The organism is Thalassovita sp., assembly GCF_034670005.1.
Taxonomy (GTDB): domain Bacteria; phylum Pseudomonadota; class Alphaproteobacteria; order Rhodobacterales; family Rhodobacteraceae; genus Thalassobius.
On the sequence record NZ_JAXMOH010000007.1, the window covers coordinates 1 to 14,445 of the forward strand.

The window sequence follows — 14,445 nt, forward strand, 5'->3', positions numbered from 1 at the left end:
TCTCGACCGCACCAGTTTTTCAACGCAAATCGTTGAAATTATTGAAGGTTGTAGGGTGGGGTAATGATGTAGCCCCCATTCAGCCCTTAATTTTCAATCACTAAACTAAGTAAGCTTCGCGATAATGAACACACCAATAGCGTGACCGATTGCCTTGCCAAAGATCATGTCGATGATCGAAAGGATCGTGCTGATCGTCCAGGCAACCCAAACCTGCCCCATCCGTACCTACTGAAAATCCACGCGACAAGAGGCAACCCCAAAACCGTCACGCGCCGCCAAAGGATACATCCGTCGAATGCGCCGTATACAGGATGTAAAGATGGCGGGTGATGACAGAACCGAATTTCGAACAGCTTCAGAGAAGGACTGCAGAAGTTTGGCATCCGTCGCCAACAAATTACGCAGCAGTCGTGTGAGCTCGAGCTGTACACCCTAATCGGAGCGCGTCCGGTTGCAAATGTTTACCTAGTCCAAACCTGACAGTCTTTCGTTGAGCTCAGCCTCAAAGCCGGCATCGCGCAGGTGGGTGGCGTGACCACTTAACCACACCATGTCAGTCCCGTCGTTCCGCCTTAAATGGATTGAAACTGCGGTCCAAGATCTGCCGACAAGTCCGACGGCCGTAGGTTCGTCGAAACGATGTGAAGTTATGTGAAAATCGCCGTGAGTTCCAATCCTTATAGCCTCGAAGGTGTAAAACGAGAGATCGGTTCTAGCGATTGCATAGGCTGTCTCAGATGTCTTGGGCTCGATCCATCCGCCGTGCGGCACCAAGATTACTGCCTCTGAACCACGATCCAAGGCTCGAATGCGATAGTCGATGTCGAGCCGCTCGTTGGCGGCAGGTTCGTTGAAGGATTTGTAGCGGTCGACCATTAAGCATCTTTCAGGCATTTGAAAGAACGCGTCATCCAATCACAAACTCCCAGATGATGTCGGCCCATGCCGGCCTTTCGTCTGTCTCGTACCGAATGACTGCTCCCAGCCCATTCTGTTGAAAAAGTCCCTGTGCAGCTCCGTGCCCTCCAAAATGTAGAACAATGTTCCTGCCTGGCGGTCTATTTTCCGGATTTCGAGGTCCTTTGCGAAGATGTCGGAACAGCTTCCCTCAGCTTTGCTCCTTCGAACGTGGTTGCCGAGTTTTTCAACAGAGTTAGCCCGAAGCAGACATCTAGTCGAAGGCTGGGCACATAGGTCGTACATGCATTTCGGGCGGAAAGCCGAGGAACGCTACGCCTCTCATTACCGCGAACCTATGGGACTAAACCGCCGCAAATTGGATTCGGTAACTTGCAATGGCAGCGCCCAAGTCAACATTCCTCCGGTCGCCGCCAAAACGACAAAACGCTGTCAGCCGTCCGGCGTCGGGCTGGCTTGAGATCTCCTTCGAAAGTGCCGATGGTTATGAAACCAACAAGATGTGCCCCTTCCCCGAGGCCAAAGGCTGATCGCAGCGCCATACTCCCAACGCGCCGACCACTGACCACCTTTCCCCTGCACCCTAATGCCGCGAGCGCCAGCAGGACGTTTTGCAGGCCCGCGCCGACCGAGATCCATTGTTCACTGACAGGCACCAATGGGTGGCCATCATCAATATTCGCAACGACGGCAATCAGGGTCGGAGCGGCGAGCGAGCAGCCGCGCGACCGGTCGAGGTCTTCGTCCGTGGCAGCGGGATCCGCTTCGAGCGCGGCTGCGGCAAAGACCTCGGCCAGGGCGGCACGGTCTCCGTGGGCCACGGCGACCAGATGCAAGGGCCCGAGTCTGCCGTGGTCGGGGGCGGCCGCCGCGGCCTCAGCGAGCAAGGTAAGTTCTTCGTCAGACAGGGCACGACCCGCCAAGCGGCGGGGGCTGACCGATCTGCGTGCATGGATCGTGGCCAGGATCGGACTCATTCGAGAAGCGGCTCCACCTTCAGCGGTTGGCCCACACTGACACGCGGCATCTCCTTGTCGATGACGGCGATGCCGCGCGCCATCGCGATCGGACCAAGGCTAGCGGATGCCCCCCGGCCAAGACGCTGAAGGATTGGCCTGCCCATTGCATCGCGCTGATCCCAGGTCACTGGGACATATTCACGCCGGCCTGTCCTGCGGGAATAGTCGAATCCGGACACGGCCGGAAGCCAGATGTCCGACACCTCGGTCATCCCGGCGGCCTTGCGCAGCGCGGGCCGCGCGATCTGGCTGAAGGTCACCGCCGCAGCATAGGGATTGCCCGGCAGGCCCACATAGAGCGCGTCCGCGACCCGGCCCACGGTCAAAGGCTTGCCCGGCCTGATCGCCACTTTCAGCACGTCAAGCGTGGCGTCCTCACGGCGCAGGGCGTCGAGGATATGATCCTCTTCGCCCGCCGACACCCCGCCCGAAGAAATGACGACATCATTCTCTTCTGCGGCGCGGCGGATGGTGGCGCGGATCGTGTCGGCGTCATCGCGAAGGATGCCGTAATCGGTCAACTCGATCCAGGGCTGCGCCAGCAGGGCGCGCAGCATGACGCGGTTGGAATTGTAGATCTGGCCGTGCTGCAACAGCGATCCCGGCTCTCGCAACTCGCTGCCCGTCGAGAATAGGCCGACGCGCAATTTCCGGAAAGCAGAGATCTCGGGAATGCCGGTTCCCGCGAGAAGGGCCAGGCGCGGCGCGGTCAGCAGGTGTCCGGCAGGCAGGGGCCATTCTCCCGCGCGGCAATCCTCTCCCCGGCGCCGGATGTTTAGCGATGTACGCGGGGCCTCGGCAACGATCAGCGTGTTGCCGTCGCGGCGCACGCGTTCCTGCAAAATAACGGCATCCGCACCTTCGGGGATCGGGGCGCCGGTGAAAATCCGTGCCGCCGTTCCGGGCCGAAGGATGACTGATCTTGTGTCGCCCGCCACGATCCTGTCCGAGACGGGAAGCCGCCAAGGGCCATGCCCGGAAAAATCACCGGTCGAAACCGCATAGCCGTCCATCGCGGCGTTGTCGAAAGGGGGCAGGTTGACCTGCGCGGAGGGGGGATCAGCCAGAACGCGGCCAAGGGCAAAGTCGAGTGGCAGCGTCTCCGCCTCGCGCATAGGAGCTACGGCGGCGACGGTTCTCAGACGCGCCGCATCGACCGACAGCGTTGCCCCCGTATTCCCGGTGGAACAAAAATCTGGCTGGGCCATCGCGCTCTCCCCTTCGCGCATGGAAAAAACGCCCGCCCCGGTTTCGGGGCGGGCGCGGTTTGCGATGCTCAGAGCACCACTTCCTTGGACTTGAAGGATATCGCCTGCGTCTCGGGCGTCGCGTTCGCGATCTTGCGAATGTCGCCCCAGCAGTGCTTGTAGTCGGGCAGCACCAGTTCGTTCACACCGGGATTGACCACGTTGCCCTGGCTGCCCGCAGGCGAGCCGAACACCATCGCCACCTGGCCGCGCTTGGCCGTCGGCGTCGGATAGGCCATGCCCTGGGTCACGCCGTTGTCGTTGACGATCTCCAGCAGGTCGCCCGGGTTCAGGCCCAGGTCGACCATGTCGTCGGGATTCATCTCGACGAAGGGATGCGGGAACCGGTCCTGGATGAAGTCGTTTTCCTGATCCAGGAACTGGTTCTGCCAGAAGATGTTGGCCCGGACGTTGTTGATCCAGAACTTGTGGGCGGCCTTTTCGCGCGCCTTGCCCGGCGCCTGCCAGCCCCGCCAACCGGCGGCACAGAACAGCGCCTTCTTGTCATCGCGCCCGTGCCGGTCGAAGGTGCCCTCGGCATAAAGCCGTTCGGTCCCGACCAGTTCGCCGTTCTCGAAGCCCACGACCGGTTCCTGAACCCCATTGTTCCCCATCGCGCGCAGGCGGTCATAGGTCACTTCCGGGTTGCCCTGGTTGTAGCCGTCCATGAAGGCGTCTTCCTCGGTCTGCCAGTCATAGCCCTTGAACTGATCGGCATAGGCATCGTTGCCCATCTCGCGCAGCACACGTTCCATGTTCTGCGCGACGCCGGCCGCGATCAGGCAATCCGGCTTGGAATTGCCGAACGGGTCCATGTAGCGTTCCGACAGGCGCATCCGCCGCTCGCCGTTCATCGAGGTGAGGTTCATCTCGTTGGCTTCGCAGGCGGGCAGGATGACATGGGCGTTCTGGCCGATCTGGCTGTGGATGATGTCCACGTCCACCACGAACAGCCCGCCCGCGTTGATCGCCGACACGATCGCGTCGACAACCTGTTCACGGGTGCCGCCCGCGGCGGCGTCGATGGCGTCCTTCACCATGTCCGAACGCCGCTTGTGAACGCGCTTGAACTCGGATGCGTTCAGCGTGGTCTTGTAGTGGTCGCAGGCCCAGATGTGGTGCACGCCGCCCAGACCCCGGATCAGGAACTGGTCGATATATTCGGCGGGACGGCCGACATGCGCATCCGACGGACGGTAATACCCTTCCTGATGCCCACCCAAGCGGCAGACCCCACCGCCTTCGCGGCCGATATTGCCGGTGGCCAGGGCGATGTTCACCAAGGCACCGATGGTGCGATAGTTGTCGTTGCCCCAGATGATGCCCTTTTCATAGGCGGTGACGCATTTGCGGCGGCTGCCATCGTCATGCGGTTTGGCGATCCATTCGGCTGCCTTGACGATATCGGCCGCCGGAACGCCGCAGATATCCGCCGCTTCCTCGACCGAGGTGCGGCAGCTTTCCATCGCGAAGTCGAGGCTGCCAAGCCCCGCCGGATGGGCTTCGTCCTGCGCCACCGCTTCGCCGCTCTGGAAGGTCGAATTGGCGATGAACTCGGCATCCACCCAGCCGTTGTCGACGATATGGGTCAGGATGGCGTTGAACAGCGCCATGTCGGTGCCTTCGTTGATCGCAAGATGCAGGACGTTCTCCTTACCCGCATATCGCTCGGAGGCGCTGATCGTCAGTGTGCGACGCGGGTCCACCGCGATGAACTTCGCCCCGTTCTGAAGACCGGGCACCATGTGGTTCAAATAGAGGTTAGTCTGGGTCTCCATCGAGTTCGCGCCGACCATGAAGATGGTGTCGGTCAGCCCGTAATCCTTGTAGGCGTAGTTCAGTTCACCCACGCCCATGTCCCGGGTCGAATGCACCTCGGAATTGTAGGCCGGGCGGTTGTGGATCCGGCAGTTCTTGACCTTCATGCTGTCGAAATAGAGTTTTCCGGTGCCCCAGGTGTTTTCGTACCCGCCGGCCGAACCGCCGTGGTCGAACATCGACACGACAAGATCGTCCTCGGAGCCTTCGGTCACCACCCGCGCCGTCACCCGCGCCACGAGGTCGAGAGCGTCCTCCCATGTCGTGGGCTGCCAGACGCCGTTGCGCCAGACCATCGGATCCGACAGGCGCTGCTGCTGCGTGCCCGTAACCTTGGAGGGACGGTTTTCAGCCATCCGTGCCCCGCGGATCGAACCAAGCCCGGAATTGACTTCGCAGTTCACGTCCGGCTTGACGACCAGCTGCACATCTTGGCCGTTCTGCTTGACGATGTTGTACATCGACGGCGCGTACCAAGCTTCGGTATCCTGATACTGCTGTTCGCTCAGGTCGACGCCGAACTTGTTCTCGCCGGGGGCCGTGCCGCCCTGCTTGTTCATCGGCCATGTGTAGGCCTTGTAGCCGCAGCCGACGATGCAGTAGTGGCAGGTTACGTTGTGTTCCTTCGCATCCGCCGGGATGATCGGAAGCCGGTCTATCTGTCTTTTGTAAGCCATGATCTTTTCCCCCTCACAACACGTTGGACAGACGGCCGTAAATCAGCTCGTCCACCCCTTCGGCATGAATGTCGCCCTTGTCGTCCACGCGCAGGACGAATTGCGGCAGGTTGTTGGTGGCATGGCCCCATATCTGCTGGCCGCCCGCTTCCGTATCGAACCGTGAGTGGTGACCGGGGCAGTTCAGCGTCCGATCCTCAGCGCTATAGCTGAGTATCCATCCCTTGTGCGGGCAGAGCACAGAATAGGCGACAATATCGCCATCTGGTCCGACACCGCCCTCGACCGCTTGTCCGAGTTTGAGCAGCACGCCCGGGCTGTCTGCGTCGGGATATTCGATGTCCATCGGCTCGTTGACCACGAGGTCCGAGACATTGGCGATCCTGTTGGGCGGATAATCCACCCGTGCGAGGCTTCGCGCCTGCGCCTGTTGCGCAGGCAGCACCGTGGACGCCGCAGCCCCCGCAGCGCTTATTAAGCTGCCGCGAAGGAACTGACGACGGCCCGCATCGACCAGCCGATTGCATTTCATGAAAAAAATCCTCCCTTGTTTTTCTGTATACCATGGTAGGCGCTGACACGGCCCCTGCCGACGCCCAAGAGAGGAATGCCGCAGTGCGGCTGTTGACTGATTTTTAAAGGTTTTTTTAAGCGTTCGGAAATCCGAACATTTTCAGCAGCAGATCAGAGGCCGAATTTCTGCATCTTTTCCCACAGAGTCGTGCGTGAGATTTTCAGCAGCTTGGCCGCTTCGAGGACATGACCATCCGTCCGCGCCAGCGCCGCGATGATCTGCTGCCGTTCGGCGGCGTCGCGCGCCTCGGATAGCGTCGAGAAGCGGTCGTTCTCCGCTCCGAGTTCGGGGAAGATATCGGAGGGGAACACCCATTCTCCCTGAGCCGCTTCGACCGCTCGAAGCAGCCGCGCCCGAAGCTCCCGGCCGTTGCCGGGCCAGTCGTGGACGCGGATGGCGCTTTCTGCATGCGATGACAGCCCTTTCAGGGGCAAATTGCGCCGCTGGTTGAGCGCCTCGAAGAACTGTCTGGCCAACCATATGGCATCGTCCTGTCTTTCGGTGAGCGGAGGAATGAAAACCTCATGCGCCTTGAACAGATAGAGAAGGTCCGCTCTCAGTTCCCCTGCGATGATATGCTCGTCGACGGTGGGCCAGACCGACGCCACGGCGCGAAACGGTGTGTCGGCCGCCAGAGTTTCAATGAGATGGTCCTGCGTTTCCGCTGCAAGGCTTTCCAATCCATTGAGATACAAAGTTCCTTCGCCCACCTCGGCGACGGCCGCTGTCAGCGCCTGATCGTCAATATCATTTCGATGCGCACGAACCTCTATGAAGGAGGCGGCACGCCGGTCCGACAGGTCGTGAATCCTGCGCGCAAGACGTGCCTTGCCCAATCCCTTGTCGCCCCGGATCAGGATCGGATGGTCACCTTCGGCGTATTCGGCGGCCAGTGCATCGACCTGACGCGCGGCTACCGAAATCCCGGTTTGATGTGGCAGGTCGACATTTTCTTCGGGGCGCAGGATCCGCGCCAGCCGGTTGAGGAAACCGCCCATATCGAACGGCTTGGTGATATAGTCTGCAGCTCCCGCCCGCAACAGCCGCACAGCCTGGTCGATCCCCCCTTGGCCCGTGATGAACAGAAAGGGTGGCGGGGTTGTCGTGCGGCACAGCGTTTCGTACAGTTCTTCCCCGGTCCCGTCCGGCAGGCGGATATCGCAGACCACGCCGTCGACCGGCTGTCGCGGTGTCCTGATCGCGGATAGCCCGCGCCCCATTTGCTTGATCCAGGTAACGGAGGCACCTTCCAGCTCCAACCGCTGATGAATCGATCCGCCCATGATCTCGTCATCTTCGACGAGCACGATATGCCGGCCTTTCAGTGTCATGCAGTCTTACCCTTGGGAAGGATGACCGCCAGCGAGGTCCGACCTGCCCCCGTGGTATGCAGGATGTGCCCACCGAGCCCGCCAACAAGATCATGAACAAGCCGCAAGCCGACGCCGCCGCCCGGCGCGACCGGGGCCGAAGACATCAGGCGGTCGAGATCCTGCGTGCTCAGCCCCATACCATCGTCGGTGATGGTCAGTTCCACGCTATCATTATCGGAAGACTGTACGCTCAGGCTGATGTTGCCGCCTTCAGGCGCCGCAGCCGATGCATTCAGAAGCAGATTGAGAATAATCTGCCGCACCGGCGCTGCTGGCAGGTACGACAGATTGTCAGTGTCCGCCCGCACATCCCATTCAAGGCGCTGACCCTTCTGCGCCGCCTCGGGCTCGAACAGCAATTTCAGATCATCGAAATCCATTGGCTGCAAAGGAAGGCCAGCCCGGTCGAGGCGGTTCTCCTCCAGAATCGCCTGGCTCACGTCCTTCAGATGCACAAGGCCGCGTTCCAGAAGATCGACGGATTTCTGCACCACTTCGGGCCGGCTCGCATAGGTGCGGATCGTGTCCACGGTATTCAGAAGCCCGCCCAGCGGATTGTTGATCTCATGCGCCAGGGACGAGGACAACCGCCCGAGACTGACGAAGCGTTCACGTTCCGCGAGGCGCCTTTCGGCCTCGGTCCGTGCGTCGATCGCCCCCATCATCGTGTTGAATGTCCGAAGCAGTCGGGCCAGTTCGGTGTCCGACTTCGGTATCTCGGATTCCGGTATCCGGCTGGGCGCGCCGCCTGCGTTATCCATGTGCTGGGCCAGCAGCGTCACCGGCTTGAGCATCCGCGCAACAAGGAAATACCCCGCAAAGACAAGCAAAGAGGTAGCCCCCGCATTGGCGAGAAGAAGATAAAGCGTAATCCTTTGCCGTTCGGCCACGAGGTCGCCGACATCTATTTCGCTGACGATCTGACCAACAATGCGTCCGGCCACCAGAAGTGGCGCGCGAACCCGGACCTGTGGCGCGTTTCCCGATGCGGTCAGTCCCGACAGGTCCGACGCATTTTCGGAAAACGGCGTGGCATCGCTGTCGACTGGTGCGCGCAACGGATCGGTCGCGGCCAGAACCCTGTTTCGGTCATCCGCCACGACCGTGAACAGCATCCGCTGCCCATCAGATGCCACCCGCGCCCGGTCCAGCGTGTCGTAGACCTCCCACACATCCTTGTGCAGGACGAGAGGCCCAAGCGCGACCGACAGCCCTTCGACATGCAGCCGGGCAATTTCCCGCAACCTGTCGTCGTGCAGGCGGCTGAGTGAACGGAGCACCTGCTGTGATGCGACCATTCCCAACACGATCATCAGAATGCCCACAGCAAGGGCGACCCGAAGCGTGATCGGGATTCGGTTGATCGTTCCGTGCCTCATCCCGCCTGTTCCAGTACCGACATGCGCGAGGCAATGCCGTCGAATAGACGGATGTCAGGTTCCGCGATCTCATCAAGGAAAAGCAGATCGAGCGCCGCGCGCCCGGCGTCGGTTTGATCCATCGAAAGCAGCGCGTTCTGGAGCGACGAGACATCTGCATCCGCCATCCGGTCGGTCCGCGCTGCGAAGGGTGGGAATCCCAGCCATTCGGACTTTGCCACGATCCGCGTTCGCGCCACGAGGTCGGGTTCGACCTCAGCGAGGGTTTCCCAGACATAACCATCAACGCTGCCCGACCGGACCAGACCACCAGCGACCGCCCGCACCACGTTCCTGTGTCCCCAGGTGAAGATGGTACGCGCGAAATACGTGTCAGGCGTTTCACCCATCCGGGCGAGATCCGAGGCCGTGACAAGGAAGCCGGAATTGCTGTCGGGGTCAGAGAAGGCGTGCATGCCGCCGCGTAGGTCTTCGAGACTGGCAGCCATATCTGCGACCGAGGCGATAAGATAGGACTGGTACCGTGGCTGGCCGCGCCAGACCGGCACGCCGAGCAGGTTCAATTGGGCGCGGTGCTGCAGGAAGGGATAGCCACAGACCCATGCGGCATCGACGGAGCCATCCAGAAGCGCACCGGTGATTTCCTGGTAGGTCCTGCGCTGCACAAGGTCGATATCACGCCCCATTCCTTCCGAGAGCGCGTCGCGAAGCCGTGCGATCACCACCGCGTCGTTATCAAGGAACACCGGCGTCAGGGCGAGCCGGAAAAGTTGCTCGGCCCGCAGCACAGAGGGGGACGACAGAACGGTCGATGCGGCGATCGCCGCGATCAACTCCCTTCGCTTCATGAATATTTCCTCCCGCTTGACAGCCTACGCCTCATGCGCGCGACAGGGCAATCCCCCCTTCTTGCCGGGCTTCCCGGTTTGACACCGGGAGTTTCAATGGGCATTCGTCTTGCCCGGGTTCTGTTCGCAAAGGCGGCAAGAGAAAGCATCACCGTGACCTTCACCAGTACGTTCACAACAGTGGCCAAAGCGGCGCCGGAATTCAGGCTGAAAAGGCTGATCGCTACGGCGACAGCAAGTTCGAAGAAGTTTGATGTTTCGATCAAAGCGCAGGGCGCTGCGATCCGGTGCGGCACTTTCAGAAGCCAGGCCGAGGCTTAAGCCAGAAAGAAAATACCGTAGGATTGAAACAGGATCGGGACCGCGATCAGCGCAATTACCAGCGGCCGACCGAGGATGTCGTTGGCGCGTACCGCAGCGAAGGTCTGGAATGAGCCCGGAGCTGAACTTCGTTGGCTCGATGACCGCTGTCCCGGAGCATGTCCGAGACCTGCGCCAATGATCCGCTCTGGAGTGATTTCACAAGCGAGTAATTTCGGCTCCACTGCAATGTGGATAGCGCGAGCATCCGAAATGCGCCGACAAGTTTGCCGATTGCCTGAGGAACAGGTTCCGAACCTTGGTTCGGGCAATTTTTCCGGCTGTCACCGGCGGCGCTACATTGAGTAGCGCCGCTGATATTTATTGCTGCAAATCGACAAAGATTTGCGAGTCGACACCTGCTTCAAGCAATGCATCCTTGATCTGATCGACCGCATTGACGTCGGCCGAACTGACGATGACCACATCATTGACCACCAGTGAATACAGCGGCGCGTCAGGCTCGAGGTTTGCCAGGTATTTCTCGGCGGCCAGCTTGGACTTTGGCCCCCATTTTCCGTCATGGCCGACGCCGATCGTATACTGCACGTCCATGATCATTTCCTTGCTGACCGACTTGCCGCCGTTCAGATCCAGCAAGGCCTGTCGAAGCCTTTCCTCATCCGTGACGCGCTCGGGAATGAAAACGTTCGTGCAGGTTTCGACGTCTTTGTATTTGGTGACGGTCCTCTTGCTCGTCTCATTGGCGACGGCGCCGCCGATGATGGCGCCGGCGGCAGCACCGGCATTTTCCTTTGTCACGACTTTCCCGAGCACCCCGCCGATAATCGCCCCGCCGATTACTTTCTCGGGAGTTCCGCCTTTGACGGTTTCCTGATACGGCACTTTCGTTGTCTCGCATCTTACCTCGTACGAGCCGGCAAATGCCTGAGATGCAACCAGAACAGCCGTCGCTGTTGCTATCAAGAGTTTCATGTTCTTGCTCCTTCTTACCGCAGGTCGCGGTGGTAGTATGGCGCTTGTGCTTCAGGATTGTCGCCAGTTCGCCGTGTTGCCAGACAAACGCGTTAACCGGTCGTTTGTCGTAATCTTGTGGCCAACAAGATATGACCTCACGTGTTAGTCAATAACCCTCAAGTGTTATTCAATAACATGGGTGGGATTCCGCCAGTTCCGCAGGGCTGGGTAGGCATTCGTAGCGCTCCGACAGGGGGCAAATGCCTTTCCTCTGAAACAAGTTGCCGAGGGGGGGCGAAGCGTCCAGGCCGCAGTGTCAGCAAGCTCCGCGTAGCCTATGTTCTCATTGGGCGTGGCGAACGACCGCTTCACACCCGAACCGGTCATGCGTGCGATTTGACGCGAATGGCCGGTTCCCGCCCTTCGCTCCGAAATTTCTGCAAGCTGGGGGGCATGAAGTGCAACGGTCTGGCGTTGGACCTGTCGCGGGATTGTGCCGCTCCTTTGACCACGTATCGTGTCGCAAAGGAGAACAGATATGGCATCACGACCGAGAGAGGAATTTCGCGCCAAAGCAGTGCGCGTAGCGTTGAGCAGCCCATTCCTTATATTCAGCGATCCTTAGAATTACTGCGCCTTGATCAAACGGCTTTTCCTCATTCATCTGCTCCTTTGCGGTTGGTTCTATTAAATCAAACTGAGGGACCTCTGGGGTAGGCAAGCTGCGATACTTAGCTGCCGAGGTAATCCCCCATTAAAAATGGGGGGATTACCAGATCATTTCGAATTGGTCTGCCCGCTCTGTCAAAAGCGATAATTTAGCGCAACCGTGAAGACGTCTGACGATGTATCGAATTGATCAACACCCGTGCCATAATTGACCTGATGTGTTCCGTGATCGAAGTGCGAATAGTCGAGCTGAAGATGGGTTTTTGGGCTGACAGCGATTTCAAGCCCGGCACCAATGCGAGTACCATTCAAATTAACGGTCCCGGCAGTTACGATTCCAGATTCAAGATAACTGCTGTCAAAACTGGAACGGACCAATCCTGCCCGAATATAGGTTAGGACACTATTGTTGATCACATAGCCCGCGCGCAGCGATGCCCCGATGGAGTTCTTCTTCTTCAGCGAGTACACCCTTCCAACCGGGCTTCGCTCGATATTCCAGTTGGCGGTCGAGGCCTCAACGTCAACTTCGCCACCAAGGTAAAACGCACCAAATTGCTTTCCATATCCGCCTTGAATACCCAGTGAAAACCCTTGTCCCGAGCGCGTTGCGTCAAGTGTGAAAGCTGGTGCGGATCCGCTTGGTCTTGGGCCAGTGTTATTGCTTTGCAATGTACCATGACTAAGAAAGCCGCCTGCATAGAGGCCCGAGAAATCGACGGGTTCGGCCTTGATCTCGTTTTGGGCGTTGAGGCGATACAACAAGCCAAATCGGGCGACTGCCTGGACATTGGCAAAATTATCGTCGTTCCCGCCACCAAGAGGCGCACCGATCAAGTAATCGTCGTAGGCCCGGATTAGGTACTCGACACGACCGGATAAACCGCCGCCCAGTGGAATTTCCGCCCCCACGCCCACATCGAAACCAAGCTTTCTGTCATTCAACACAGAACTGCTTCCGTGCTGTTGATAGTGACTGGTGAACTCCGTGCTGTTCAGGCCAAAGCGACCGTAGACGAAATTGCCGTGTTTGGTCCGAAACCCGGTGATTGCCGACAGCCCAACCGCGTTCCCGGCCTCAACCGAGAAGCTTCGGTTCGCATTGTGGCTCCAAGTCGTCTTCCCAAGCTCCGCATCAAGCTCAACCCCAAGCACGAATTGATCAAAACCCACACGATAACCGGCAAACACACCACCAATGGTGTTGCTGCCGCCAAAATCTGCAATCAGGTTCCCGCCCGAGCCGCGCGGACTATCCACTCTGGTTTGGAGAGCGCTGATCCCGGTCATGGCGCCCGCATAAAACTCGCTCGAACCGAATGAAGCGACGTCACCGGCGCGTTTCTCGTAGCGGGGTTTCAAGTCGGTGCCCAATCCAAAGAACAACCGGTGCTCGTCAAAGTCAAAACCCGCTGAGTCCGACGATCTTTGTCTGTAACCATATGAAAAATCAATATAATTACGTGGATTCAGGTTATACCTCAGGTCAATCCCGGCTTCTCCGAGGATGTCTTTTCGGTTGATTCCCTGATAGTCATTCTGGGTCAGGAAAAAATAGCTGCCCAGAGAAAAATCCTGCGCGATGGAATGGCTAATTCTTACCCCTGCCGTTGTCGCGATGTAGCCAGACGCGCCGAAAGCCGTCGTTTCTTCGAGGGTCCGTTTTACTTTCCCAGTTATCCGGGTTTTCGGTCCCGTACGCCAGGCAACATCAGCACCGATCGTTGGCGTGGTCACAGTGCCAAACCGCGGGTCGTCATAGTTGCGGCTAAGTACCCCCACCTGTGCCTCGCCTGTCAGAGATCCGATTTTACCGGAGTAACCCAGGATGGCATGAAATCCTTTGGACGATCTTTGGAACCCGAAATCGTCGATCGCAGTGTCATAGTCGCGCTGTTCGTAGATGCCTTGCAGGAAAATTTCGCCTGTCGCGGTTTTCTGAAGGCCGAAGCGTCCACCAATCTCGACGTCTCGACGATCTCGGTCGTCATTGTTGACCGTTAAGCCGCCGGCTGCCGGAGTGTCGTCGAAATCCAGGTTGCGTACATTCACGCCCAACCTGAAAGACCTGCCGTTTTGATTGCCGCCAACGCCGAAATACCCGGTGGCTTCGCGTAATTGCGTTGGCCCAAGCCCATTCACGTCATCCGGAGAGGTGCGATCCTCATGTTCCCAAGCGTGGTCAATACCTCCAAAAACGAAAATACCATTCTCCATCCGGTACCGCGCATCCATACCGATCTGGTAGTCTTCGGTGTTTTCAGAAGCGAAGCTCGAATAGCGACTGATTTCCGCGTTGGCGTTCAGATCGAGTTTGAAGTCTTGGGTTCCGTACGACCAGGTCAGCCATGGTGAAACAGTCGTGACAAAATCGCTGCGCTTGAAATTGGATGTCAGAAAGACGTTGTCAGTGAAGGTCTCGGCAACCTCAACACCCATATTGAATTCGATGTTTGGGTCATCTGCTTCGGAAGCGGCAGGTGAAACGGTTGCGAAAGCGGTGCTTGCCGACAACACGAAGATCACCTTGGTCTTGTTTGCCATTTTCCCCAAGTCTCCGGCTTCGCCTCTGCGTTAGGTTCTTTCCCGATATTCAACTTCCGTGAACCAGCATGAAGTTGCTCAAATGGCGACGTGAAAAG

At 58.9% G+C, this 14,445-nt stretch carries 10 protein-coding genes and 1 pseudogene; all 11 read right to left on the bottom strand.

Annotation, left to right across the window (positions count from 1 at the left end):
* Positions 1–468 precede the first annotated feature (468 nt).
* Complete coding sequence (locus VOI23_RS12750) at positions 469–918, bottom strand: poly-gamma-glutamate hydrolase family protein (RefSeq protein ID WP_323785247.1); 450 nt, start codon at positions 916–918, stop codon at positions 469–471.
* 395 nt (positions 919–1,313) lie between these two features.
* Positions 1,314–1,898 carry a nitroreductase family protein gene (locus tag VOI23_RS12755; protein ID WP_323785248.1) on the bottom strand — a complete coding sequence of 195 codons (585 nt, stop codon included), beginning with the start codon at positions 1,896–1,898 and terminating at the stop codon, positions 1,314–1,316.
* Positions 1,895–3,148 (bottom strand): gephyrin-like molybdotransferase Glp, encoded by a 1,254-nt coding sequence (gene glp / locus VOI23_RS12760; protein ID WP_323785249.1) that lies wholly within the window; start codon positions 3,146–3,148, stop codon positions 1,895–1,897. The genes VOI23_RS12755 and glp overlap by 4 nt, the downstream gene beginning before the upstream one ends.
* Positions 3,149–3,216: 68 nt before the next feature.
* The gene (locus VOI23_RS12765; protein ID WP_323785250.1) at positions 3,217–5,682 is read right to left on the bottom strand and encodes an arsenate reductase (azurin) large subunit; all 2,466 of its coding nucleotides are present in this window, start codon (positions 5,680–5,682) and stop codon (positions 3,217–3,219) included.
* Positions 5,683–5,695: 13 nt separating this feature from the next.
* Positions 5,696–6,214: an arsenate reductase (azurin) small subunit gene (locus VOI23_RS12770; RefSeq protein WP_323785252.1), complete on the bottom strand. Its 519-nt coding sequence runs from the start codon at positions 6,212–6,214 to the stop codon at positions 5,696–5,698.
* Between the two features lie 152 nt (positions 6,215–6,366).
* A complete protein-coding gene (locus VOI23_RS12775; RefSeq protein WP_323785254.1) occupies positions 6,367–7,587 on the bottom strand; it encodes a sigma-54-dependent transcriptional regulator in 1,221 nt (406 codons plus the stop codon).
* Positions 7,584–9,008 (bottom strand): HAMP domain-containing sensor histidine kinase, encoded by a 1,425-nt coding sequence (locus VOI23_RS12780; RefSeq protein ID WP_323785255.1) that lies wholly within the window; start codon positions 9,006–9,008, stop codon positions 7,584–7,586. Before VOI23_RS12780 ends, VOI23_RS12775 begins: the two co-directional genes overlap by 4 nt.
* Positions 9,005–9,856 (bottom strand): PhnD/SsuA/transferrin family substrate-binding protein, encoded by an 852-nt coding sequence (locus VOI23_RS12785; protein ID WP_323785256.1) that lies wholly within the window; start codon positions 9,854–9,856, stop codon positions 9,005–9,007. The genes VOI23_RS12780 and VOI23_RS12785 overlap by 4 nt, the downstream gene beginning before the upstream one ends.
* A pseudogene (locus VOI23_RS12790) lies at positions 9,853–10,254 on the bottom strand (arsenic resistance protein); the annotation flags it as partial. The gene VOI23_RS12785 and the pseudogene VOI23_RS12790, both read right to left, overlap by 4 nt.
* A 283-nt stretch (positions 10,255–10,537) precedes the next feature.
* Positions 10,538–11,152, bottom strand: a complete 615-nt coding sequence (locus tag VOI23_RS12795) for a hypothetical protein (protein ID WP_139193630.1) — start codon at positions 11,150–11,152, stop codon at positions 10,538–10,540.
* Between the two features lie 786 nt (positions 11,153–11,938).
* A complete protein-coding gene (locus tag VOI23_RS12800; RefSeq protein ID WP_323785257.1) occupies positions 11,939–14,347 on the bottom strand; it encodes an outer membrane beta-barrel protein in 2,409 nt (802 codons plus the stop codon).
* Positions 14,348–14,445: the final 98 nt, after the last annotated feature.

Excerpts from the sequence above, each read along its gene's own strand:
- VOI23_RS12755 (WP_323785248.1), bottom strand. The coding sequence starts at position 1,898 with ATGAGTCCGATCCTGGCCACGATCCATGCACGCAGATCGGTCAGCCCC.
- glp (WP_323785249.1), bottom strand. The coding sequence starts at position 3,148 with ATGGCCCAGCCAGATTTTTGTTCCACCGGGAATACGGGGGCAACGCTG.
- VOI23_RS12765 (WP_323785250.1), bottom strand. The coding sequence starts at position 5,682 with ATGGCTTACAAAAGACAGATAGACCGGCTTCCGATCATCCCGGCGGAT.
- VOI23_RS12770 (WP_323785252.1), bottom strand. The coding sequence starts at position 6,214 with ATGAAATGCAATCGGCTGGTCGATGCGGGCCGTCGTCAGTTCCTTCGC.
- VOI23_RS12775 (WP_323785254.1), bottom strand. The coding sequence starts at position 7,587 with ATGACACTGAAAGGCCGGCATATCGTGCTCGTCGAAGATGACGAGATC.
- VOI23_RS12780 (WP_323785255.1), bottom strand. The coding sequence starts at position 9,008 with ATGAGGCACGGAACGATCAACCGAATCCCGATCACGCTTCGGGTCGCC.
- VOI23_RS12785 (WP_323785256.1), bottom strand. The coding sequence starts at position 9,856 with ATGAAGCGAAGGGAGTTGATCGCGGCGATCGCCGCATCGACCGTTCTG.
- VOI23_RS12795 (WP_139193630.1), bottom strand. The coding sequence starts at position 11,152 with ATGAAACTCTTGATAGCAACAGCGACGGCTGTTCTGGTTGCATCTCAG.
- VOI23_RS12800 (WP_323785257.1), bottom strand. The coding sequence starts at position 14,347 with ATGGCAAACAAGACCAAGGTGATCTTCGTGTTGTCGGCAAGCACCGCT.